The organism is Hamadaea flava, from assembly GCF_024172085.1.
Lineage (GTDB): Bacteria > Actinomycetota > Actinomycetes > Mycobacteriales > Micromonosporaceae > Hamadaea > Hamadaea flava.
In genome coordinates, this window is sequence record NZ_JAMZDZ010000001.1 from 6900867 (window position 1) to 6921823 (window position 20957).

At 71.0% G+C, this 20957-nt stretch carries 18 protein-coding genes; 14 read left to right on the top strand and 4 right to left on the bottom strand.

The window, feature by feature from the left end; translation table 11 throughout:
• Positions 1-130 precede the first annotated feature (130 nt).
• Positions 131-778, top strand: coding sequence for a DUF2567 domain-containing protein (locus HDA40_RS32420; protein ID WP_253761595.1), 648 nt, complete (start codon positions 131-133; stop codon positions 776-778).
• On the opposite strand, the gene HDA40_RS32425 is transcribed toward HDA40_RS32420, so the two are convergent.
• Positions 771-1451: an LON peptidase substrate-binding domain-containing protein gene (locus HDA40_RS32425; RefSeq protein ID WP_253761596.1), complete on the bottom strand. Its 681-nt coding sequence runs from the start codon at positions 1449-1451 to the stop codon at positions 771-773. The two genes, HDA40_RS32420 and HDA40_RS32425, sit on opposite strands and share 8 nt — an antisense overlap.
• 173 nt (positions 1452-1624) lie before the next feature.
• Between HDA40_RS32425 and hisD the strand changes: the two genes are divergently transcribed.
• From hisD to HDA40_RS32475, 10 genes are all read left to right on the top strand, one after another.
• Positions 1625-2965 carry a histidinol dehydrogenase gene (hisD, locus tag HDA40_RS32430; RefSeq protein WP_253761597.1) on the top strand — a complete coding sequence of 447 codons (1341 nt, stop codon included), beginning with the start codon at positions 1625-1627 and terminating at the stop codon, positions 2963-2965.
• Complete coding sequence (locus tag HDA40_RS32435; RefSeq protein WP_253761598.1) at positions 2962-4089, top strand: histidinol-phosphate transaminase; 1128 nt, start codon at positions 2962-2964, stop codon at positions 4087-4089. Before hisD ends, HDA40_RS32435 begins: the two co-directional genes overlap by 4 nt.
• Positions 4089-4724 (top strand): imidazoleglycerol-phosphate dehydratase HisB, encoded by a 636-nt coding sequence (gene hisB / locus HDA40_RS32440; RefSeq protein ID WP_253761599.1) that lies wholly within the window; start codon positions 4089-4091, stop codon positions 4722-4724. Before HDA40_RS32435 ends, hisB begins: the two co-directional genes overlap by 1 nt.
• On the top strand, positions 4724-4894 hold the full coding sequence (locus HDA40_RS32445) for a CG2302 family histidine operon protein (protein WP_253761600.1): 171 nt from the start codon (positions 4724-4726) through the stop codon (positions 4892-4894). The genes hisB and HDA40_RS32445 overlap by 1 nt, the downstream gene beginning before the upstream one ends.
• Positions 4894-5511: an imidazole glycerol phosphate synthase subunit HisH gene (gene hisH / locus HDA40_RS32450; protein ID WP_253761601.1), complete on the top strand. Its 618-nt coding sequence runs from the start codon at positions 4894-4896 to the stop codon at positions 5509-5511. Before HDA40_RS32445 ends, hisH begins: the two co-directional genes overlap by 1 nt.
• Before the next feature lie 52 nt (positions 5512-5563).
• On the top strand, positions 5564-5878 hold the full coding sequence (locus HDA40_RS32455; protein ID WP_253761602.1) for a hypothetical protein: 315 nt from the start codon (positions 5564-5566) through the stop codon (positions 5876-5878).
• Between the two features lie 94 nt (positions 5879-5972).
• Positions 5973-6698 (top strand): bifunctional 1-(5-phosphoribosyl)-5-((5-phosphoribosylamino)methylideneamino)imidazole-4-carboxamide isomerase/phosphoribosylanthranilate isomerase PriA, encoded by a 726-nt coding sequence (priA, locus tag HDA40_RS32460; protein WP_253761603.1) that lies wholly within the window; start codon positions 5973-5975, stop codon positions 6696-6698.
• Positions 6695-7969: a 3-phosphoshikimate 1-carboxyvinyltransferase gene (gene aroA / locus HDA40_RS32465; protein WP_253761604.1), complete on the top strand. Its 1275-nt coding sequence runs from the start codon at positions 6695-6697 to the stop codon at positions 7967-7969. The genes priA and aroA overlap by 4 nt, the downstream gene beginning before the upstream one ends.
• Before the next feature lie 85 nt (positions 7970-8054).
• Positions 8055-8690: a LysE family translocator gene (locus HDA40_RS32470; protein WP_253761605.1), complete on the top strand. Its 636-nt coding sequence runs from the start codon at positions 8055-8057 to the stop codon at positions 8688-8690.
• Entirely contained in the window at positions 8690-9772 is a 1083-nt protein-coding gene (locus HDA40_RS32475; protein WP_253761606.1) for a hypothetical protein, read from the top strand. Before HDA40_RS32470 ends, HDA40_RS32475 begins: the two co-directional genes overlap by 1 nt.
• Here HDA40_RS32475 and HDA40_RS42315 read toward each other — a convergent pair.
• The 3 genes from HDA40_RS42315 to HDA40_RS32490 form a co-directional block, all read right to left on the bottom strand.
• Complete coding sequence (locus HDA40_RS42315; protein ID WP_253761607.1) at positions 9744-12119, bottom strand: DUF4132 domain-containing protein; 2376 nt, start codon at positions 12117-12119, stop codon at positions 9744-9746. The two genes, HDA40_RS32475 and HDA40_RS42315, sit on opposite strands and share 29 nt — an antisense overlap.
• 43 nt (positions 12120-12162) lie before the next feature.
• Positions 12163-13071 carry an LLM class F420-dependent oxidoreductase gene (locus tag HDA40_RS32485; RefSeq protein WP_253761608.1) on the bottom strand — a complete coding sequence of 303 codons (909 nt, stop codon included), beginning with the start codon at positions 13069-13071 and terminating at the stop codon, positions 12163-12165.
• 190 nt (positions 13072-13261) lie between these two features.
• Positions 13262-14329 (bottom strand): aminoglycoside phosphotransferase family protein, encoded by a 1068-nt coding sequence (locus HDA40_RS32490; protein WP_253761609.1) that lies wholly within the window; start codon positions 14327-14329, stop codon positions 13262-13264.
• A gap of 95 nt (positions 14330-14424) precedes the next feature.
• Between HDA40_RS32490 and HDA40_RS32495 the strand changes: the two genes are divergently transcribed.
• The 3 genes from HDA40_RS32495 (at position 14425) to HDA40_RS41780 (ending at position 20933) form a co-directional block, all read left to right on the top strand.
• Positions 14425-16491, top strand: a complete 2067-nt coding sequence (locus HDA40_RS32495; RefSeq protein ID WP_253761610.1) for a M3 family metallopeptidase — start codon at positions 14425-14427, stop codon at positions 16489-16491.
• A 172-nt stretch (positions 16492-16663) separates the two neighbouring features.
• Positions 16664-17983: a hypothetical protein gene (locus tag HDA40_RS32500; RefSeq protein ID WP_253761611.1), complete on the top strand. Its 1320-nt coding sequence runs from the start codon at positions 16664-16666 to the stop codon at positions 17981-17983.
• Positions 17984-18065: 82 nt separating this feature from the next.
• Entirely contained in the window at positions 18066-20933 is a 2868-nt protein-coding gene (locus HDA40_RS41780) for a glycoside hydrolase family 2 TIM barrel-domain containing protein (RefSeq protein ID WP_308197792.1), read from the top strand.
• Positions 20934-20957: the final 24 nt, after the last annotated feature.

Consider the following 20957-nt stretch of genomic DNA (forward strand, 5'->3'; position numbering starts at 1 on the left):
AGTAGCGGGTGACGTTTTACCGCATAGCCCGAATTATCGATTTTATGATTTTGCCGCACGGGCGACACGCGAACGCCGGCGAATGACCCGTCCCCAGTCGGCGCTCAGACGGATCTGAGAGGATCACCCGGTGGTGGATGAGTCGGAGTACGCCTGGGTCCCCGAGCCCGCGCCGGAGCCCCGCCGGCCCGTGCTGGTCCTGCTCCAGTCCCTCGCCGTGCTGCTGGCCGGCGTACTGGGGTTCCCGCTCGGGCTGCTCTGGCAGCAGCTGGCCCCGAACGTGCCGGTGCTGATCGTCCAGGACGGGGCCGTCTACAACGATCCGCAGCCCGAGCAGTTCATGTCCGGCGACGGCTGGTTCGCCGTGCTCGGCTTCTCGTTCGGCGTGGTTCTCGCCGTCGTCACCTGGATCCTCTTCCGGCGGCTGCGCGGTCCGTTGCTGATCGTGCTGCTCGCGGTGGCGGGCACGGTCGCGGCCGTGATCGCCTGGAAGTTCGGCCGCCAGCTCGGCCTCGACGCGTACCTCAAGGAGCTGCACTCCGCGCCCGCGGGCACGGAGCTGGGCAAGCCCAACGATCTGCGCGTTCAACTGCTGCGGTGGTGGCCGCCCGCCGTCGAGGGCGTGCTGTTGCTGCCCGCGCTCGGCTCCACGCTCACCGTCACCCTGCTCGCGGCCTGGTCACGATGGCCGTCCCTGCGGGCTCCCCGATCCACTGGTACGCCGGAAGCAGCGCCCGGGATCGGCCCGGAGGAGGCGGGCGGCCCCGCGTTCAGTTGAGCGACGGCGGCTTGTGCAGCTCCGACGGCGGCATCGGCACCGCCCGGACCTGCCGGAGCAGGGCCGATTCGCGGTGCAGGATCTTGATCTCCAGGCGCATCCGGGTAGTGGTGTCCGGCGCGGCGAGCAGGGCTTGCCGGTCGGCCACGGTCAGCGCTGTGCTGGCCGCCACCAGGTGGGAGAGCACCTTCGGATCGTCGGGCAGTTGGTCGTCGGGTCCGCCGCGCAGCGCCGACAGATAGTCCCGGAAGATGGACAGCACTTGGGGGGCCAGTTCGTCGGCCTCCGCGTCGGCGTCCGGCTCCGGGTACCACTCGACGTGTGCGACGGGGTAGGGGGCGTCGTCGGCGGCGATTCCGGTGATCTTGAACCGGCGGTCGCCGACCGCGACGATGTCGAAGTGCCCGTCCGGATGTTCGGTGACCTGACGCAACTGCGCCACGCACCCGATGTCGTGCAGGCTGAGCTCGGTGACGTCCGAGCCCGGATTGGGCGGCAGAACCTCCAGCCCCTGATCGATGGCGACCACGCCGAACTCGCGCGGAGTCCCGTCGGGCAGGTCGATCAGCTGGCGGATCAGCTGGCGGTAGCGCTCCTCGAAGATGTGCAGGGGCAGAACCAGTCCCGGGAACAACACCGTCCCGAGCGGAAACAGCGGCAACCGAGGCGACATCTGTCCACGGTACCCGCGGGATGTTACACATCAACCTTTCCGCACGGTTCGGCCCGCCGAGACGTCGCCGGGACACCCCTGGGCTCCTCGCGAGCAGGGGCGTGGGTCACAGTGATCCCATCCGGTGGTAACGCCGCGCGGTTCCGGACTTCCCGCTCGGTAGACTTGCCCGCGTGTTGACCCGTATCGACCTGCGCGGACGGGATGTCGACCCGCGCAGTCTCCTGCCTCGTGCCCAGCTCGACGTGTCTCAGGCCGTCGAGCAGATCCGTCCGGTCATCGACGGGGTGCGACACCATGGGGTCGACGCGATCCAGGAGGCCACCGAACGCTTCGACGGTATCCGGCCCGCCCGTCTCCGCGTACCAGTGGAGGCTTTGAAGGAGGCCGAGGAGCGGCTCGACCCGGAGGTGCGCGCGGCCCTGCTGGAGGCGATCGCGCGGACCCGGAAGGTCCACGCGGACCAGCGGCGCACGGACGTGACCACGCAGGTCGTGCCGGGCGGCACGGTGACCGAGCGCTGGCTGCCGGTCCGCCGGGTCGGCCTGTACGTGCCGGGCGGCCTCGCGATGTACCCGTCCACGGTGGTGATGAACGTGGTTCCGGCTCAGGCGGCCGGGGTCGAGGCGCTGGTCGTGGCCAGCCCGCCGCAGAAGGAGGCCGGCGGCCTGCCGGACGAGCGGGTGCTGGCGGCGTGCTCGCTGCTGGGCGTCGACGAGGTGTACGCCGTCGGCGGCTCGCAGGCGATCGCGATGCTCGCCTATGGCAGCCGGGGCTCGGACCTGGAGCGGGAGCTGGACCCGGCGGACGACTGCGAGCCGGTCGACCTGATCACCGGGCCGGGCAACGTCTGGGTGACCGCGGCCAAGCGGCTCGTCCGGGGCGTCGTCGGGATCGACGCCGAGGCGGGCCCGACCGAGATCGCCGTCCTGGCCGACGACACCGCCGACCCGCGCCACGTGGCCGCCGACCTGATCAGTCAGGCCGAGCACGACCCGCTGGCAGCGAGCGTCCTGGTCACCACCTCGGCCGAGCTGGCCGACGCGGTGGACGCCGAACTGGTCCGGCAGGTCTCGCTCACCAAGCACATGGAGCGGATTCGCATCGCGCTGACCGGCGAGCAGTCCGGAGTGGTCCTCGTCGGCTCGTTGGACCAGGGGCTGCGCGTCGTCGACGCGTACGCCGCGGAGCACCTGGAGATCCAGACGCGGGACGCCCGTGACATCGCGATGCGCGTACGCAACGCCGGGGCGATCTTCGTCGGCCCCTGGGCGCCGGTGAGCCTCGGCGACTACTGCGCCGGCTCCAACCACGTGCTGCCCACCGGCGGCTGCGCCCGGCACTCCAGCGGACTGTCGGTGCAGTCGTTCCTTCGCGGCGTCCACGTCGTGGAGTACACCGAGGAGGCACTGCGGGACGTGGCGCACCACGTCGTCACCCTCGCCACCGTCGAGGACCTGCCCGCACACGGCCAGGCCGTCACGGCGCGCTTCCCCGGGGACGGTGCCGCGTGACCTCCGAGATCCGTGCGCTGCTTCGCGAGGAGCTGCAAGGGCTGTCGGCGTACGGGGCGCCACAGCTGGACGTGGCCGTCCGGCTCAACGTCAACGAGAACTCCTACGCCCCGCCCACCGAAGTCGTCCGCGCGGTGGCACGGGCGCTCGAAGGCGAGATCGCGACGCTCAACCGCTACCCCGACCGGGACGCGCTCAAGCTGCGCGCCGATCTGGCGGCCTATCTGGGCCACGGGCTGACCGCCGAGCAGGTGTACGCCGCCAACGGCTCCAACGAGGTCCAGCAGCAACTGCTGCAGGCGTTCGGTGGCCCCGGGCGGACGGCGCTCGGCTTCGGCCCGGCGTACTCGATGCACCCGTTGCTCGCCGCGGGCACCGCGACCGGGTGGGTCGACGGCGGCCGGGGGCCGGACTTCGGGCTCACCGCTTCGCACGTCGAGGCGGTGCTTCGCGAGTACCGACCGGCCATCACGTTCCTGTGCTCGCCGAACAACCCGACCGGCACCGCGCTCTCGCTGGACGTGGTCCGGGCGGCGCTGGCGGCCACCTCGGGGATCGTCGTCGTGGACGAGGCGTACGCCGAATTCGCCCGCCCCGGTACGCCGAGCGCCCTGACCCTGCTGGAGGCGAACCCGCGCCTGGTCGTCACCCGCACGATGAGCAAGGCGTTCGCGTTCGCCGGAGCCCGGGTCGGCTATCTCGCCGCCGGCCCCGAGATCGTCGAAGCCGTGCAGCTCGTCCGGCTGCCGTACCACCTCTCGGCGCTGACCCAGGCGGCCGCCCGCGCCGCGTTGGCCCACGCCGACGTGCTCCTCTCCACAGTGGAGCAGATCAAGATCCAGCGTGATCGGATCGTCGCCGAACTGCGGGAGCGGGGCCACCAGGTCGCCGACTCGGACGCGAACTTCGTGCTCTACCGCGTCGCGCGGGACGGCAGCGCGGACGAGACCGATCAGAAGGTCGTCTGGCGGCGGATCCTCGACGCCGGAGTGCTCGTCCGGGACGTCGGGCTGCCGGGGTGGCTGCGAGTGACCGCCGGTACGCCCGCCGAGACCTCCGCCTTCCTGGCCGCTGTCGAAACCTCGGACAGCCTCCCGGCCGCCGTCGAAACCTTGGAGAACTGATGGGTACCGCGACCGTTGAGCACAGTGCCCGCAGGGCACTCGTCGAGCGCATCACGGCCGAGACGAAGGTCGTCGTCGACCTGGACCTGGACGGCACCGGCCAGGCCGACATCGCGACCGGCGTCGGCTTCTTCGACCACATGCTGCACCAGATCGCCCGGCACGGCGGCTTCGACGTGCGGGTGAAGACCGACGGCGATCTGGTCATCGACGCGCACCACACCATCGAGGACACCGCGCTGGCCCTCGGCACGGCGCTCGACAAGGCGCTCGGCGACCGCAAGGGCATCCGCCGCTACGGCGACGCGACGGTGCCGATGGACGAGGTGCTCGTCCGCGCCGCGCTCGACCTGTCCGGCCGCCCGTACGTGGTGCACGACGAGCCCGAGCTGGCCCCGATGATCGGGCCGATCTACCCGACCAGCATGACCCGGCACATCTGGGAGTCGTTCGCGCAGACCGCCCGGATGACGCTGCACGTGGACGTGCTGCGCGCGGCCCGCCCCGGCGGCCGTCCCGACGCCCACCACGTGGTGGAGGGCCAGTTCAAGGCGGTTGCCCGCGCGCTGCGCGACGCCGTCGCCATCGACCCCCGGTTCGCCGGCGTCCTGCCGTCCACAAAGGAGGCACTCTGATGGGTGGCGTCGCTCCTATCCTGCTGTTCGCGGTCGCGGGCATCCTCCTGGGCGGCACCTGGTCGCTCTACAAGCAGGGCGCGCACAAGGGAGTGGTGATCGTCGCGGGCGTACTCGCGCTGCTGTCGGCGGCCGGCGGCGTGGCGTGGCTGATGCCCGGGGAGGCGTGATGGCCCCCTCGGTCACCATCCTCGACTACGGCTCCGGCAACCTCCGCTCGGCCGAACGCGCGGTCGCGGCGACCGGCGCCCGGGTGACCGTCACCGACGACCTGACCGCGGCGGCGGACGCCGACGGCCTGGTGGTGCCCGGCGTCGGCGCGTTCGCCGCCTGCATGGCCGGGATCGAGGAGGCCAAGGCGGGGCCGGTGATCGCCGAGCGGGTCGCCGCCGGCCGCCCGGTCCTCGGCATCTGCGTCGGCGCCCAGGTGATGTTCACCGAAGGCGACGAACACGGGGTCATCACCCCGGGGCTGGGCCTGCTGCCCGGCCGGGTCACCCGGCTGCCCGTACGCCGAGTCCCGCACATCGGCTGGAACACGGTCTCGCCACCGGTCGGCTCGACGTTGTTCCCGTCGCCGGAGGAGCGCTTCTACTTCGTGCACTCGTTCGCCGCCTCGCCGGCCGACTTCGCCGACTCGGACGCGCTCGTCACGACGACCGAACACGAAGGCGCGGTCTTCGTCGCCGCGGTGGAGGCCGGGCCGCTCAGCGTCACCCAGTTCCACCCCGAGAAGTCCGGCGCGGCCGGGGCGGGCCTGCTGCGCGCCTGGGTCGCCACGCTATGAACGCCGGTCGCCACGCCGCGAGCGCCGGTCGTCGAGCCGTGCGGGTCGCCAGATGAGCAAGGAACGGGCGCGGCGGCGGGCCGAGCGAGAGGCCGAGCAGCTCAAACAGCGCGAGAAGCGGGCGCGTACCGAGGCTCGCCGGGCGAAACGACGCCGGATCACCGCCCGGGTCCGGGAACTACGGCCGGGCCGGACCGGGCGGATCGCCCGCTGGAACCGGGGTCAGCGGTCGGTCATCGGGCTCGTGCTGGCGCTCGGCCTCGTCCTGATCTGGACGATGACCGGGTCGGTCGCGCTCAGCATCGCGCTGTCGCTGCTGCTGATCCTGGTGCTGCCGGTGCTCGCCGTACTGGCCTTCGACAAGTGACCTCGTCCTGCGGATCACGGATGCGCAGGCTACAACCGCTCATGATCACATGCGTATCCGTGATCTGCGGCGAATACCGGGAGAGTGAGAGAGCATGACACTGGAGCTGCTGCCGGCCGTCGACGTCGCCGGGGGCCAGGCCGTACGCCTGGTGCAGGGCGCCGCGGGCACGGAGACGGCGTACGGCGATCCGCTGGAGGCGGCGCTGGACTTCGCCCGGCAGGGGGCGCAGTGGATTCATCTCGTCGACCTGGACGCCGCGTTCGGCCGGGGCTCCAACGCCGAGCAGCTGGCCGCCGTCGTCCGTGCCTTGGACTGCAGGGTCGAGCTGTCCGGGGGCATTCGCGACGACGAGTCGCTGCGGCGGGCGCTGGGCACCGGGGCCGCCCGGGTCAACATCGGCACGGCGGCGCTGGAGGACCCGGAGTGGTGCGATCGCGTCGTCGGCGAGTACGCCGACCGCGTCGCCATCGGGTTGGACGTCCGTGGGCGTACCCTCTCGGCGAGAGGCTGGACCCGCGACGGCGGTGACCTGTTCGACGTGCTGGCGCGTCTGGAGCGCGCGGGCTGTGCCCGGTACGTCGTGACGGACGTGCACCGCGACGGCACGATGACCGGGCCGAACCTGCAGCTGCTGCGCGACGTCTGCGGCGCGACCGACAAGCCGGTGGTGGCCAGCGGCGGTGTCTCCACTCTGGACGATCTGCGGGCGCTGGCGACGCTGGAGAAGGAGGGCGTCGAGGGCGTGATCGCCGGAAAGGCCCTGTACGCCGGGGCGTTCACGGTCGCCGAGGCGCTCGCCGCCCTGGAGGAAGCGTGACCGAGGTCGTGATCCCGGGGTCGAAGTCGGTGATGGCGCGCGCGCTGTTCCTGGCGGCGGCGGCGGACGGGGTGAGCACCCTGCGTCAGCCGCTCGCCTCCGACGACACCGAGGCGTTCGCCTACGGCCTGCGCGATCTCGGATACGAGGTCGACCTGCGGCCGGACGTGTGGACGGTCACCGGGCTGCCGCACGGTCCGTCAGCCGGGGAGCGCTCGCGCGAGACGCCAGGAGTGCGGTCAGCCAGTGCGAGCGTCTACACGAGGGACGCCGGCACGGCCTCTCGCTTCCTGCCCGCGCTGGTCGCGGCCGGGCACGGCACGTTCCGTTTCGACGCCTCGGCGCAGATGCGCCGCCGTCCGGTCGCCCCGCTGGTCGACGCGCTGCGGCAGCTCGGCGTCGAGGTCTCGTGCGACGAGACCGAGGGGCACCTGCCGCTCACCGTCCACGCCGACGGCGTCAAGGGCGGCACGCTCACCCTCGACGCCTCGCTGTCCTCGCAGTTCCTCACCGCACTGCTCATGCTCGGTCCACTCACGACGGACGGGCTCGTGATCCGCGTGGGCGAACTGGTCTCGGTGCCGTACATCGAGATCACGCTCGCGATGATGCGCCGCTTCGGCGCCACCGTCGACTGGTCCGGCGACACCTTCACCGTCGCGCCGGGCGGCTACCAGGCCCGCGACTACCTGATCGAACCCGACGCGTCCAGCGCCAGCTACTTCTTCGCCGCCGCCGCGGTCACCGGCCGCGAGGTCACGGTCCACGGCCTGGGCAGCGAAAGCTTGCAGGGTGACGTGCGGTTCGTCGACGTCCTGGCCCGGATGGGCGCGACGGTACGCGTAGCGCCCGAGTCGGTGACGGTGATCGGCCCCGAGAACGGGCGGCTCGACGGGGTGACCGTGAACATGCGCGACATCTCCGACACGATGCCGACGCTGGCCGCGATCGCCCCGTACGCCTCGTCGCCGGTCCGCATCGAAGACGTCTACAACACCCGGGTCAAGGAGTGCGACCGGCTGGAGACGTCGGCCGTGAACCTGCGCCGTCTCGGGATCGCCGTCGAGACGGGCCGGGACTGGATCGAGATCCAGCCGGGGCAGCCGCAGGCCGCCGAGATCCTGACCGAACGGGATCACCGGATCGCGATGAGCTTCAGCGTCACCGGACTGCGTACGCCGGGGATCACCCTGGACGACCCGGACTGCGTCAAGAAGACCTTCCCGACGTTCCACTCCGTCTTCCACTCCGCGTTCCCCGGGCTCCGTTGAGCGCTGGATCAGGGATCTGCCTGTGATCTTGGTCCAAGCTCGCAGGCATATCCCTGATCTGCTGAAAGCAGTACGCTCAAGGTCCATGGACTTCACCACAGCGGTCGTCTCGTTCGCCGTCGTCGCCGGACTGCTGACCATCATCCCGGGAGTGGACACCGCTCTCGTTCTGCGTACGGCGGTCGTGCAAGGACGCCGGCACGCCTTCGCCACCGCCTTCGGGATCTGCACCGGCGCGCTCGTCTGGGGCGCCGCGGCCGCGGCCGGAATCTCCGTGCTGTTGACGGCGTCGCGGACGGCGTACACCGTGATGCGGGTGGCGGGCGCGATCTATCTGATCTACCTCGGCGTCATGATGCTCCGGGACGCCCGGCGGCCCAAGACCGCGGCCGACGTCGACGTCGCGCTGGTCTCACCGTGGCGCGCGTTCGCCCGGGGCCTGACCACGAACCTGCTCAACCCCAAGGTCGGCGTCTTCTACGTCGCCATGCTCCCGCAGTTCCTCCCGGCCGACGTCCCGGCGCTGCCGATGGGCGTACTGCTGGCGCTGGTGCACGACCTGGAGGCGATGGTGTGGTTCACCCTCATCATCGGCGGCGTCGGGCTGGCCCGCCGCTGGCTCACCGGCAGCGCGGCAGCCGCCGTCCGCATCCGCCGGGTGACCGACGCGATCGCGGGAACGGCTCTGGTCGCGCTGGGGATCCGGCTGGCCGCCGACTGATGACCGAGTTCGCGAGGCGCGGGCCACTGCCGGTGTCGGCGGCAACGCAGAAGTTGCTGGACCGGTACGCGGGCGCCTCGCACTCGGGGCGGTGGGATTCGGCAGCCGTCGGCGTGATCCTCCGGCACGGCTCACCCTCCGACGCAGACGCGCTCCTCCCGGTGTTCCTGGCGCAGCCCGATGCAGGCCGGCATCTGGTACCCGTGCTCGCCAAGCACGGCGATCAGTCGACTGCCGGGCGTCTGCTGGCGGAGTTGACGGATGACGGACGGCTGCGCGACGGCGTGCCGGCTGAGGTCTTGCACGCGGTCGGCTTGCTGGGCTACGAACCCGCCGAGCAGATGCTGTGGCAGTACGCCGAAGGTCCGTACGACGAGGCGATGAACGCGTCCCTGGGGCTGCTGCACCTGCCCTGCCGTGGCGTACGCGCGGAGGTCGCCGCGGCGCTCGAGCGTCACCAGGGCGCGGCGTTGTTCCCGGAGTTCCTGCCGGCGCTGGCGGCGAAGACTGGTGACCCGTCGTGGCTGGGCAGGCTCGCCGCATGGGGCGAGGACGCCGCCTCTACCGACTGCAATGGTGGACTGATCCTGGGCATCGCGCTCCACGGCGACCGGGCTCGCGCCACGTTCACGCGGTTGCTCTGGGACCCGAGGTGGGAGGCGAACGGCGGCGGAACCGGCTCCGATCGCTGGGCGTACGCGGGAGCCCGGGTGCTGGGCCTGACGATGTCGGACCTGTACACCGGCCTCCGCGCCCGCCTGGATGGCGACCTGGCCCAGGAGGAGATGCGGCACTGCCTGGAGACCTTCACCGCGCTTCTCGGCGGTTGGGTCGGCCGACCCTGGCTCGGCCTGACCAGCGCGCCTGATCCGGCCGAGACTCCTGACATGCTCCTTGACCTGTTGTTCGAATGGTCGACGCCAGATCGGGACGATTCGGTGATCGGATTGGCGAGCAGCGTCCTCGATCCCGATGACGGCGTGCTGGCCCGCCTCTACGAGCTGGAGAACGAACTGCGCGTGCGGGCTGAGCACGACCTGGAGATCCAGACGCTCATGTCTCGACGCCTGCACGACCGGTGACGCCGATCTGCCGGAGGATCGACTGGTCGGTGATCTTGCCGTCGGCGGCGAGCAGGAACGCCTTGCTCAGGATGAGGGCCAGCCGATCGTCGGTGAACGGCAGATACACCTGATCCGCCTTCCCGCGGGCCGGCACGATGCACAGGTACGCGTCGTCCGGCTCCATGAGAATGTTGCCGCTGCCCAGGTGGATCTTGTAGGTGCGCAGACTGCCCCGCACGTACAGCCAGCGATCCCGAAGCTCGCAGCGGTCGGCGATGTTCAGCCGGGGCAGGACGCGGGCCAACGCGTCCCGGCGGCTCTGTGCGGTCTCGGTGAGATCGCCGAAACCCGTCTCCCACCAGTACGCGTGGTGCTGCTCCCGCCGTAGCGTCCACTCCGGATCAGCGGCGACCGAGGTGACGCCGACGAAGAGGTCGACGTCCCGCATGGCCTCGCTGAACAGCATCGGCGGCACCTCGGTCACGCCGGCGGACCGGAAACTGCCGTCGACCCGGCGATCGAACCGGATCCGGCCGGTGACCGCGCATTCGTTGTCGGCGTCGGCGTACTCCTGGTCCAGAACGACTCGCCACTGGCCGCCGGGCAGGACCCGTACGGCTTCGGCGAAGTCGCCTCCGTCCCAGGGGCCGAGCATCGGCGTACTCCAGCCGCGGCCCTTGACCAGGGCGTAGAACTGCTTGTACCGCACGATGTGCGCGGCGAACCGGAGCGACTCGGTCCCGGCCTGCTCCTCGGCCGGGGTCAGCAGATAGATCTCGCGGAAGGCCTGCTTGAACGGCTGGCGGAGGCCGGCGGCGAGGAACCGCTCGCGCCAGGCCTGGATCTCGTCGACGGTCGACCGGATCGGATGCCACAGCCGGATGCCCGCGTCGCCGACCGGCTTGACCACGACCCCGTCCGGGCCGACGAAGTCGCCACCCTCGGGCATCACCGACTGCCATCGGCCGGGGGAGACCTCGACCTCCCAGATCAGCCCGCGCGCCACGGCGAGGCCGAGCCCGGTGCCGCCCAGCTCGGCCCGCCATCGGTCCACGGTCTGCTCGGCCGGTGCCGCGATGCCGCTCTCCAACGCCCGGACGAGCGAACGATGGTGCGCCCTCGCCCGTTTGAGCAGATCCCGGGCCGCCGCCACGACCTCCTTGTGGTCGCGTTTGACCACGGCGGACGGGGTCGCGGAGACCTTGCCGCCGTCGGCGCGCCAGCTGAGCGTGACCTCCTCGGCCGTCGCCACGAGCACCGCGGCCTGCGGCCCGGCCGCGACCTCCAGCGTGCCGTCGGCCTCGAAACCCAGGTCGGGCAGCCTGGTCGCGACCTCCGGCCGATCGGCCAGTGCCAGCTCGATCATCTTCAGCTTTCGATCCAGCTGCTTGGGTACGCCCTTGTGCCGTACGCGGGACCGTGCCTCCCGCAGGATGGTCAGCACCTCCGGCGTGGGGAAGTCGATGGCGGCGCGCGCGATCTCGTAGAGCAGCGCCTGAGAGGGGAGCGTCTTGGCCGCTGTCGGCGCCACGCTGACCTGGAACACCAAGGGCCGCAGCAGCTCGGGCAGCTCCCGCTCGTCCAGCAGCAGCAGGACGCGGGCCGCCCGGCCGAGCGTGGCGACCTCCAGATGGTCGAACGCCTTGTCCGCGACGAACGGCAGCTCGCCACTGTGGATGCGAGCCGCCCGGTCGGCCGCCGTACGCAACGCGGCCCAGCAGTACGCCCGGTACTCCTCGGTGTCGGCCAGCCGTCGCCACTGACCCGACGACGGCGGTGGCAGGTCGTAACCGCGATCCGAGCTCAACTCGGCGATCGGCAGCAGGCTGGGCGGCCCGATCTTCGTCAGCACGGCTAGTTCCTCCTGGGCGATGGGCGGGAGGGTGTTCTTGAAGACCTGCCGGATGAGCACCCCGGTCAGACCACCGGAGACCGCAGCGAGCGCGACCATCGCGTACGGCGCGGTGAACCGAGCGTTCTTGATCAGCGACCGCAGCAGCGAACCGATGCTCTTGGCGGCGCTCGGCGGCCACGGGCCGTCACAGTGGAGCAGCGCGTTGACGGCGAGCGTCGGATGGCCGCCGAGGTCCCGTGCCGCCCGGCCCGCGACCGCGTCGAGGAAGTCGGCGCAGGTCTGCGTCGTGAACCTCGGCTGCCGCGTACGCAGCACCACGTCCAGCGAGTACATGAGCGTGGAATAGCCGAAGCCGGGCAGCCGCCGCTGCGCTGCGACCGCGAGCGCGCCGAGGTCGTGATCGGACAGCCGCGCCTCGTCCACCGACCGGTGCGCGAGCGGGTCGTCTTGGGCCGCCATGGGATCGGAGACGACCCGCATGAGGTCGGCCGCGTACGCCGAAAGCTCCACGCCGCCGGAGTCTAAACACCCCCTCCGACACCCACCAGGTGCGTCAGGGGAGGAGCGGGGCGAGGTCGTGCTGGATGACGTCCAGGTGGTCCAGGTCGGACAGGTCCAGTACCTGCAGGAACATCCGGGTCGCGCCCACCTCGGCGAACCGCCCGATCTGCTCGGCGACCTGGGTGGGCGTACCGAACAGCGGCGGCTGCCGGCCGATGGCGTCGGCCCGCTCGCGGGCCTCGGCTTCGGTCCGGCCGACCGCGATCGTCTGCGCCGCCGAGAACACCGGCGCTTCCCGGCCCGCCGCCGCGCAGGCTTCGCGCACCCGGGCGTACGCCTCGCCGGTGCCCTCGACCGTGCCGAACGGAACGTTGAACTCGTCGGCGAAGCGGGCCGCGAGTTCCGGCGTACGCCGTTTGCCGTGCCCGCCGACGATGACGGGCGGCCGCGGCGACTGCGTCGGCTTGGGCAGCGCGGGGGAGTCCGTCAGCTCATAGTGCTTGCCCTGGAAGGAGAAGCGCTCGCCGTCCGGCGTCGTCCACAGTCCGGTGACGATCGCGAGCTGCTCCTCCAGCCGCTCGAACCGTTCCCGCACCGGGGGGAAGGGCACCCCGTACGCCGTGTGCTCCGCCTCGAACCAGCCGGCCCCGAGGCCCAGCTCGACCCGGCCGTGGCTCATCTGATCGACCTGCGCGACCGTGATCGCCAGCAGGCCCGGGAACCGGAAGGTCGCCGACGTCAGCAGCGTCCCCAGCCGAATCCGCGACGTCTGTACGGCGATCGCCGCGAGCGTCGCCCACGAGTCGGTCGGGCCGGGCACCCCGCTGTTGCTTCCCATGGTGAGAAAGTGGTCGGACCGGAAGAACGCCTCGAAGCCGAGTTCCTCGGCGTGCTGGGCGATCCGGAGCTGGTCGTCGTAGGAGGCCCCGAGCTGGGGTTCGATGAAGACAGCAAGCCGCATGCCCCCACCTTGCCACGCGAGATCGCCCACGGCACCGCCATCCCCCGCGGCTCGCGGCCACCCAGGCGTCGACCGTCCGGCCGCGCACCTCAGCGCACCACTGCGAGCCGCGGGCTCGCCTGCGCAGAATGCCATTGCAGCACGCCACAAATCCCGCGCGACAAATCGGCGAACCACAACCGAGCGGCGGTCAGTCGAGGGGAAGGTCGTCGGCCCAGCGCGCCAGCATCGTGACCAATCCGGTCAGCCTCGCCAATTCCTCTTCGGCCGTTCCGCGTACGCCATAGGAGGCATGCCCGACCGTTCCCTCGGCGATGCACCGGCCGAGCACGGCCGGGGCGAACCACGAGTATTTGGCCGCGCCGTACGCGCGGATGAATGAGGGAATCGAGGAGACCGGCCCGGTGTAGCCGCCGGCCCGCAGCCCGGTGATGTATCCGGAGGTGACCGCGGCGTCGATCTCGGGGAGCAGTGAGACGGGGAGGTAGCCGTCGGTGACGCTGTCGACGATGAGGTTCGCGGGGTCTTCGCCGAGGCCGCCTTCGCCGACGAACGCCCAGTCCAGCAGGGTGAACCCGGTGGGCGAGGAGAACAGGTTCATGATCCAGACGTCGAGGTGGGCCAGGGTGCGTGGGGCTGCGACCGCGCGGTCTACCTGCGACAGCCGGGCAGACCACAGCGCGGCGAGTCGGCGCCGGACGGCGACCGGCCAGACTTGGGCGAGCGGGTGGTCCCAGTCGACGTCCCACTTGGCCCAGATCGGCGTACGCTCCACATAGGAACGAAGCCAGCCGCGGGACAGCCAGGGCATCGGTGGGACACGTCCGACGAACGATCCCTGCGCCGCGCCCAGCCGCTCGGCGAAGGACTGGAAGTCGGCGGGCTTCCATGAGGTGCCGGGCGTACCGGTGACGACGTCGAGCCACAGGGCGACCGAGCCGTCCGGCAGCTCCGACGACGACAGCAGCGACGGGGCGGCCACTCCGAAGTCGGCGTACGAGTCGGAAATCCCGGAGCGGTAGGCGAACGGCTCGCGACGGTAGTAGTTCCAGTGTCCGGGGTCGTCGCTGGTCGGCCAGGCGGGATTACCCGACGGCGGGTCCGTCGGCGGGCGGGCGATCTTCAGGACCGCCGAACCGGCGGAGCCTTCGACGAGCCAGATCCCGCCCGTGGCCGCATTGCCCTGATTGTGGGTGGGCTGGACGGCTTCGACGACGGTGCCGAGGGCCTCGGGCACCGGGACCGGAAGATCACTCACTGGGCAAGTATGCCCTCGTTAATGTGGTTCGACGGGTGCCCAGCCGCGAGTAGAGTCGGCGGCACCGCATGCGACTATGAGAGGGAGCGCGTTAGATGCTGCCGGCCGATAATCCGTTCGCCACCCCCAGCGACCTGCCTTACGAGGTTCCGCCGTTCGACCGGATCGCCGAGGAGCACTACCTCCCGGCACTGCGGGCGGGCATGGCCGAGCAGCGCGCCGAGGTCGAGGCCATCGCCGTCCAGGCCGACGAGCCGACCTTCGAGAACACGCTGGTCGCCTTGGAGCGGACGGGCCGGCTGTTGCAGCGGGTCTCGCTCGCCTTCTACAACGTCACCGGTGCCGACACCACGCCTGGCCTGCAGGAGATCGAGGCCGAGATCGCGCCTGAGACGGCGGCCCACAGCGACGCCATCTTCCTCGACAAGCGGCTCTACGCCCGGATCAGCTCGCTCTACGAGCGCCGTGACTCGCTCGGGCTCGACCCCGAGTCGGCGTGGCTGCTCGAGCGCTATCACACCGAGTTCGTCCGGGCGGGCGCGCAACTGTCCGATGAGGACGCAGAGCGGCTGCGGGCGTACAACGCCGAGCTGGCCACGCTGTGCACGGCGTTCGGCAACCAGCTGCTGGCCGACACCAACGACAGCGCCGTCGTGGTCTCCGACGCCGCCGAGCTGGCCGGGCTCTCCGACGACGCGATCGCGTCGGCCCACGAGGCGGCCAAGGCCCGCGACCTCGACGGTTACGCGCTCACCCTCATCCTCCCGACCGCTCAGCCGCCGCTCGCGTCGCTCCACGACCGCGGCTTGCGCCAGCGGATCCATCAGACCTCGGTGGTACGCGGAGCGCAGAGCAACGACAACGACACGTCCGATCTCGTACGCCGGATCGTCAGGTTGCGCGCCGAACGGGCGCGACTGCTGGGGTATCCGCATCACGCGGCGTACCAGATCGAGGACAACACCGCGCGGACCGCGGACGCCGCGCTGGGCATGCTGGCGAAGCTGGCGCCGGCGGCGGTGGCCAACGCGGAGGCCGAGCTGGCCGACCTGCAGGCGGTCGTGGACGCGGAGGGCGGCGGCTTCGCGGTCGAGGCCTGGGACTGGGCCTATTACACCGAGAAGGTCCGCAAGCAGCGCTACGACATCGACGAGAGCGAGCTGCGGCCGTACTTCGAGTTGGAGCGCGTGCTGGTCGACGGGGTCTTCCACGCCGCCGGCAAGCTCTACGGCCTGGGCTTCAGCGAGCGCCACGACCTGCCCGGCTACCACCCGGACGTGCGCGTCTTCGAGGTGTTCAACTCCGACGGGACGGCGCTCGGCCTGTTCTACGGCGACTTCTACACCCGCGACTCCAAGCGGGGCGGCGCCTGGATGAACAGCCTGGTGACCCAGTCGCACCTGTTCGGCTCCAAGCCGGTCGTGGTGAACAACCTCAACATCAGCAAGCCGCCGGCCGGTGAGCCGACGCTGCTCACGCTGGACGAGGTGCGGACGATGTTCCACGAGTTCGGGCACGCGCTGCACGGGCTCTTCTCCAACGTCCGGTACCCCAAGTTCACCGGTACGCGTGTCCCGCGCGACTTCGTGGAGTTCCCCTCACAGGTGAACGAGGTCTGGATGCTGTGGCCGGAGGTGCTGAGCAACTACGCGACGCACTACCAGACCGGCGAGCGGCTGCCGCAGGAGATCGTCGACCGGTTGCAGGCTGCGGCGAAGTTCAATGAGGGCTTCGCCACGACCGAGTACCTCGCGGCGGCGTTGCTGGACTTGGCGTACCACACGCTGACCGTGGAGGACCTGGAAGCGCCGGGGCTGCTCGACGACGTGGTGGCGTTCGAGGCCGACGCGCTGACGAAGGCCGGAGTGAACGTGCCGGCGGTGCCGCCGCGCTACCGGACGACCTACTTCGCGCACATCTTCACCGGGTCGGCGTACAGCGCCGGGTACTACTCCTACATCTGGAGCGAGGTGCTCGACGCCGACACCGTCGAGTGGTTCAAGGAGCAGGGCGGCCTGCTCCGGAGCAGCGGCGACACGTTCCGCACCGAGCTGCTGTCGCGGGGCGGCACGGCGGACGCGCTCAGCTTCTTCCGGGGCTTCCGGGGCCGTGATCCGCAGATCGAGCCGCTGCTGACGCGACGGGGCCTCGACCGCGCCTGACGCGGACGCCCTCTCCCTACGCGTACGCCCTCTCTGGGCGGATCAGGGTTCTGCATGCTTCCGAGGGACTCGGAAGCATGCAGAACCCTGATCCGCACCGGACGGTGACCGTTTATCCGGGTACGCCCACCGGGGGCAGCGCGAACCAGTGACCAGGCCCTAAGCTCCGCCGGTGTCCTCCGCTGATCTTGACTCCTCGACGCCGTACCCGGTGACCGCGCGACGCTCGACCGCCCGCCGCCTAGTGCTGTTGCTGGTCGCGTTCGCCCTGATCGTGGGTCTGCCAGGGGCCGCTGCCGCCGCGTACGCGTTCCGGTCGGACCGGCACTCCATCGTGCTGCCGCCCATGCCGACGCCGTCCCCGAAGCCGACGATCCCCACCTCCGTCGGGGACACGACTGCGTTGCGGATGCTGGTGGTCCGTGACGGCGTGGCGGCGGCCTTGACCAAGCTCGCCGGGGCGTTGCTGGCCCACGACCAGGAGACGTACCTGCAGGTCGCGACGTCGCCGGGGGCGACGGCGATGCTGCGGCGGCAGTACCGCAACCTGACGGCGATGAGGGCCTCGGTGTACCGGGTCAACGCTGGGGCGCTGCTCGGCGGCGACAAACCGGGGCAGTGGAAGGTCGCGCTGAACATCGACGTGTGCTTCGTCCGGCCGGACTGCGTCGCTGTACGCGTCGTCGAGCCGTCGGTCTGGCAGGACACCGCGGACGGGCCTCGGCTGATCGCCCTGAGTCCCAGCAAGACCGGCAGCCACGCGTACGAGAACACGCATCCGTGGGAGTTGGCCGATCTGTACGTGGCGATCGGGCCGCGGACGATGGTCGCCGCGACCGCCTCGCTCCGCGGGCGGCTGCCGGCCGCCCTGGCCGCCGCCGAGCAGGGCGCGGCCAAAGCCGACCAGTACGCCGTCGGTGGCCGGATGCCGGACCGGTATCGGGTCTACCTCGCGAGCAAGGGCGAGTGGAAGACCTGGTTCGGCGGGCAGCGCGCGAAATGGGCCATCGGCTACTCGATCTCGACCGGCCCGTTCAGCGCCGAGGTCGTGCTGAACAGCGCCGAGATCAGCGCGTCCTATCTGCCCGGCGTGATGCGCCACGAATTGACCCACACCGCGTCGGCGTACGGGACGTACTACTGGTCGAACAACTGGTGGCTGATCGAGGGCTACGCGGAGGCGGCTGAACATGGTCTGACCTGGGACGCGACCTCGGTGACCCGGCGCTTCGTGGACTCGGGCTGGAACGGGAAGCTGCCCGGGATCTCCCCGGCGGACAACGCCTCGGTCGCCGCGGCCAACGGCCGCTACGGCGTCGCCTTCCTGGCCGTCTACCGGCTGGAACAGCGATTCGGCCGGGCTGCGCTGGTCGATTTCGTCAATCGTGTCCTCCGCACCGGGCAGACCCCCGCCAGCGCGGCGCCCCTGTCGTTCCACGCCGGGTGGGCGACGGTGCAGGCCGACTTGATCCGGTTCATCAAACGGTACTGACCTGGGCCGACCGCCCCACCATGATCAGTCGGCTACATTGGCGGGGCACGACCGCGCACCACCTCGCAAAACGGGAGCTCCAGTGGCGTACCACCAGGTCATCTCGCCCGGCGCCGGCGGCCTCACGCCGCGCGCGCACGTCGTCTCCGACGCGCCCCGGTTGAGTTTGAACGGGACCTGGCGGTTCCGTTGGCATCCGCGGGCGGGCGCGCCCGAGGATTTCGCGGACCCGGGGTTCGACGACGCGAGCTGGGCCGATCTGCCGGTGCCGTCGCACTGGCCGTTGCACGGTGACGGTGCGTGGGGTCGCCCGATCTACACGAACGTGCGCTTTCCCATCCCGATCGACCCGCCGTTCGTGCCGGACGAGAACCCCACCGGCGACCATCGGCTCAGCTTCGACCTGCCGGCGGACTGGCCAGGCGGTGACGCGGTGCTGCGGTTCGACGGCATCGAGTCGTGCGGCAAGGTCTGGCTGAACGGCGTCGAGCTGGGCATCACGTTCGGCTCGCGGCTGCCGGTCGAGTTCGCCGTCGGCCACCTGCTGCGGCCGACCGGCAACGTGGTCGCGGTCCGCGTGCACCAGTGGTCCGCGGGGACGTATGTCGAGGATCAGGACATGTGGTGGCTTCCGGGGATCTTCCGTGACGTCACCCTGATCGCCCGGCCGCCGGCTGGTCTGCCCGACATTCGCATCACCAGCTTGTACGCCGAGAGCACCGGCCTGGGCACGCTGGTGGTCGAGGGGCCGGCCGGCGACGCCCGGGTGACCTGCGCCGAACTGGGCATCGACGTCGCGGCAGGGGAGTCGGTGAGCCGCCCGGTGCAGCCGTGGACGGCCGAGACGCCCCGGCTGTACCGGGTCGAGGTGGCGACCGCGACCGAGCGGGCCGTGGTGCGGGTCGGCTTCCGCACCGTGTCCATCGTGGATGGCGTACTGCGGGTGAACGGGCGGCGGATCCTGCTCCGGGGGGTCAACCGGCACGAGTTCGACCCCGATCACGGCCGCGTCATGAGCGAGGAGCTGATGCGGGCCGACCTGCTGCTCATGAAGCGGCACAACATCAACGCCGTCCGGACCAGCCACTACCCGCCGCATCCGCGGTTCCTGGACCTGTGCGACGAACTCGGCTTGTGGGTGATCGACGAGTGCGACCTCGAGACGCACGGCTTCGAGGAGACCGGCTGGCGGCGTAATCCGACCGACGATCCGGCCTGGCGGGAGGCCCTGGTCGACCGGGCGGTCCGAATGGTCGCGCGGGATCGGAACCATCCCTCGATCATCCTGTGGTCGCTCGGCAACGAGGCGGGCGTCGGCGAGAACCTCGGGCACATGGCCACGGCGATCCGGGGGCTGGACCCGACCCGTCCACTGCACTACGAAGGCGACTGGTCCTGCCGGTACGTCGACGTCTACTCCCGCATGTACGCCCACCAGGACGAAGTCGCCCTGATCGGGCAGGGCGCCGAGGCGCCGCTCGACGACGCGGAGCTGGACGCGCGGCGGCGCCGGATGCCGTTCATCCTGTGCGAGTACGGTCACGCCATGGGCAACGGCCCGGGCGGCATCCTGGAGTACCAGCAGCTCTTCGAGCAGCACGACCGCCTCCAGGGCGGGTTCATCTGGGAGTGGATCGACCACGGGCTGCGTACGCGGGACGCCGAGGGCCGGGAGATCTACGGCTACGGCGGCGACTTCGGCGAGGAGTTGCACGACGGGAACTTCGTCTGCGACGGGCTGGTCTTCCCGGACCGTACGCCGTCGCCGGGGCTCCTGGAGTTCAAGAAGGTCGTCGAGCCGATCCGGCTGACGCGGGCCCCTTCGGGCGACGCCGTACGCGTCACGAACCGGTACGACTTCGCCGAGCTGACCGACATCCGGCTGCGCTGGTCGTACCAGGTGCAGGGGGTGGTCCTGGGCGCGGGCGAGCTGACCTGCCCGCCGCTCGCCGCCGGGGCGTACGCGGATCTGCCGCTGCCGCCCGCGCCGAAGGGCACGCCGGCGGGCGAGGCCTACTGGACGGTGCGGGCGGTGCTCGCCAAGGACACCCCGTGGGCCCCGGCCGAGCACGAGATCGCGTGGGGTCAGTGGCAGGCGGTCGCCTGGTCTCCTAGGCCGCTCAACGCGACGCGACGGCAGCCCTCGGTGCAGCGGGTCGGCCCCGGGCGGTTCACCGACGGGCGGCTCACCGGCATCGGCGGTGTCACGTTCCACCCGCCCCGGTTGGACGTCTGGCGTGCGCCGACCGACAACGACGAAGGGTTCAACGGCAGACTGGCCGAGGCGTGGCGGCAGCACGGGCTGGACCGCGTACGGGAGCGACTGATCTCGTCCACTCTGGATGGTGACGCGCTCGTGGTGCGTACGCGGGCCGCGGCGGCCGCTGCGGACTTCGGGCTGTTCGCGACCTACCGGTGGACGGGTGACGACGAGCGGCTGCGCCTGGAGCTGTCGGTCGAGCCGGACGGGGACTGGCCGGTCGTGCTGCCCCGGCTCGGGCTGCGGTTCGGCCTGCCGGGCCTGATCGACGCGGTGACCTGGTACGGCGGCGGCCCCGGTGAGGCGTACGCCGACGTCCGGCAGGCGGCCCGGATCGGCCGCTTCGAGTCGACCGTCGACAAGCTGCAGACGCCGTACGTCATGCCGCAGGAGAACGGCTCCCGCATCGACGTCCGCTGGGCGGAGCTGACCGACTTCTCCGGGCTCGGCCTGCGTATCGAGGGCGACCCGGTCTTCCAGCTCACCGCCCGGCGGTGGACGTCGGAGCAGTTGGCGGCGGCCAAGCACGCGCCCGACCTCGTCGCCGGGGAGCGGGTATGGGTCAACGTCGACCTCGCGCAGCACGGCATCGGGTCGGCCTCGTGCGGCCCGAAGACGCTGCCGGCGTACGACCTGACGGCGGGTCCGATGTCGTTCGCGGTGACGTTCAGCGCGCTCGCGCTGGCCTGATTCGGAGGCGTACGCATTAGAATG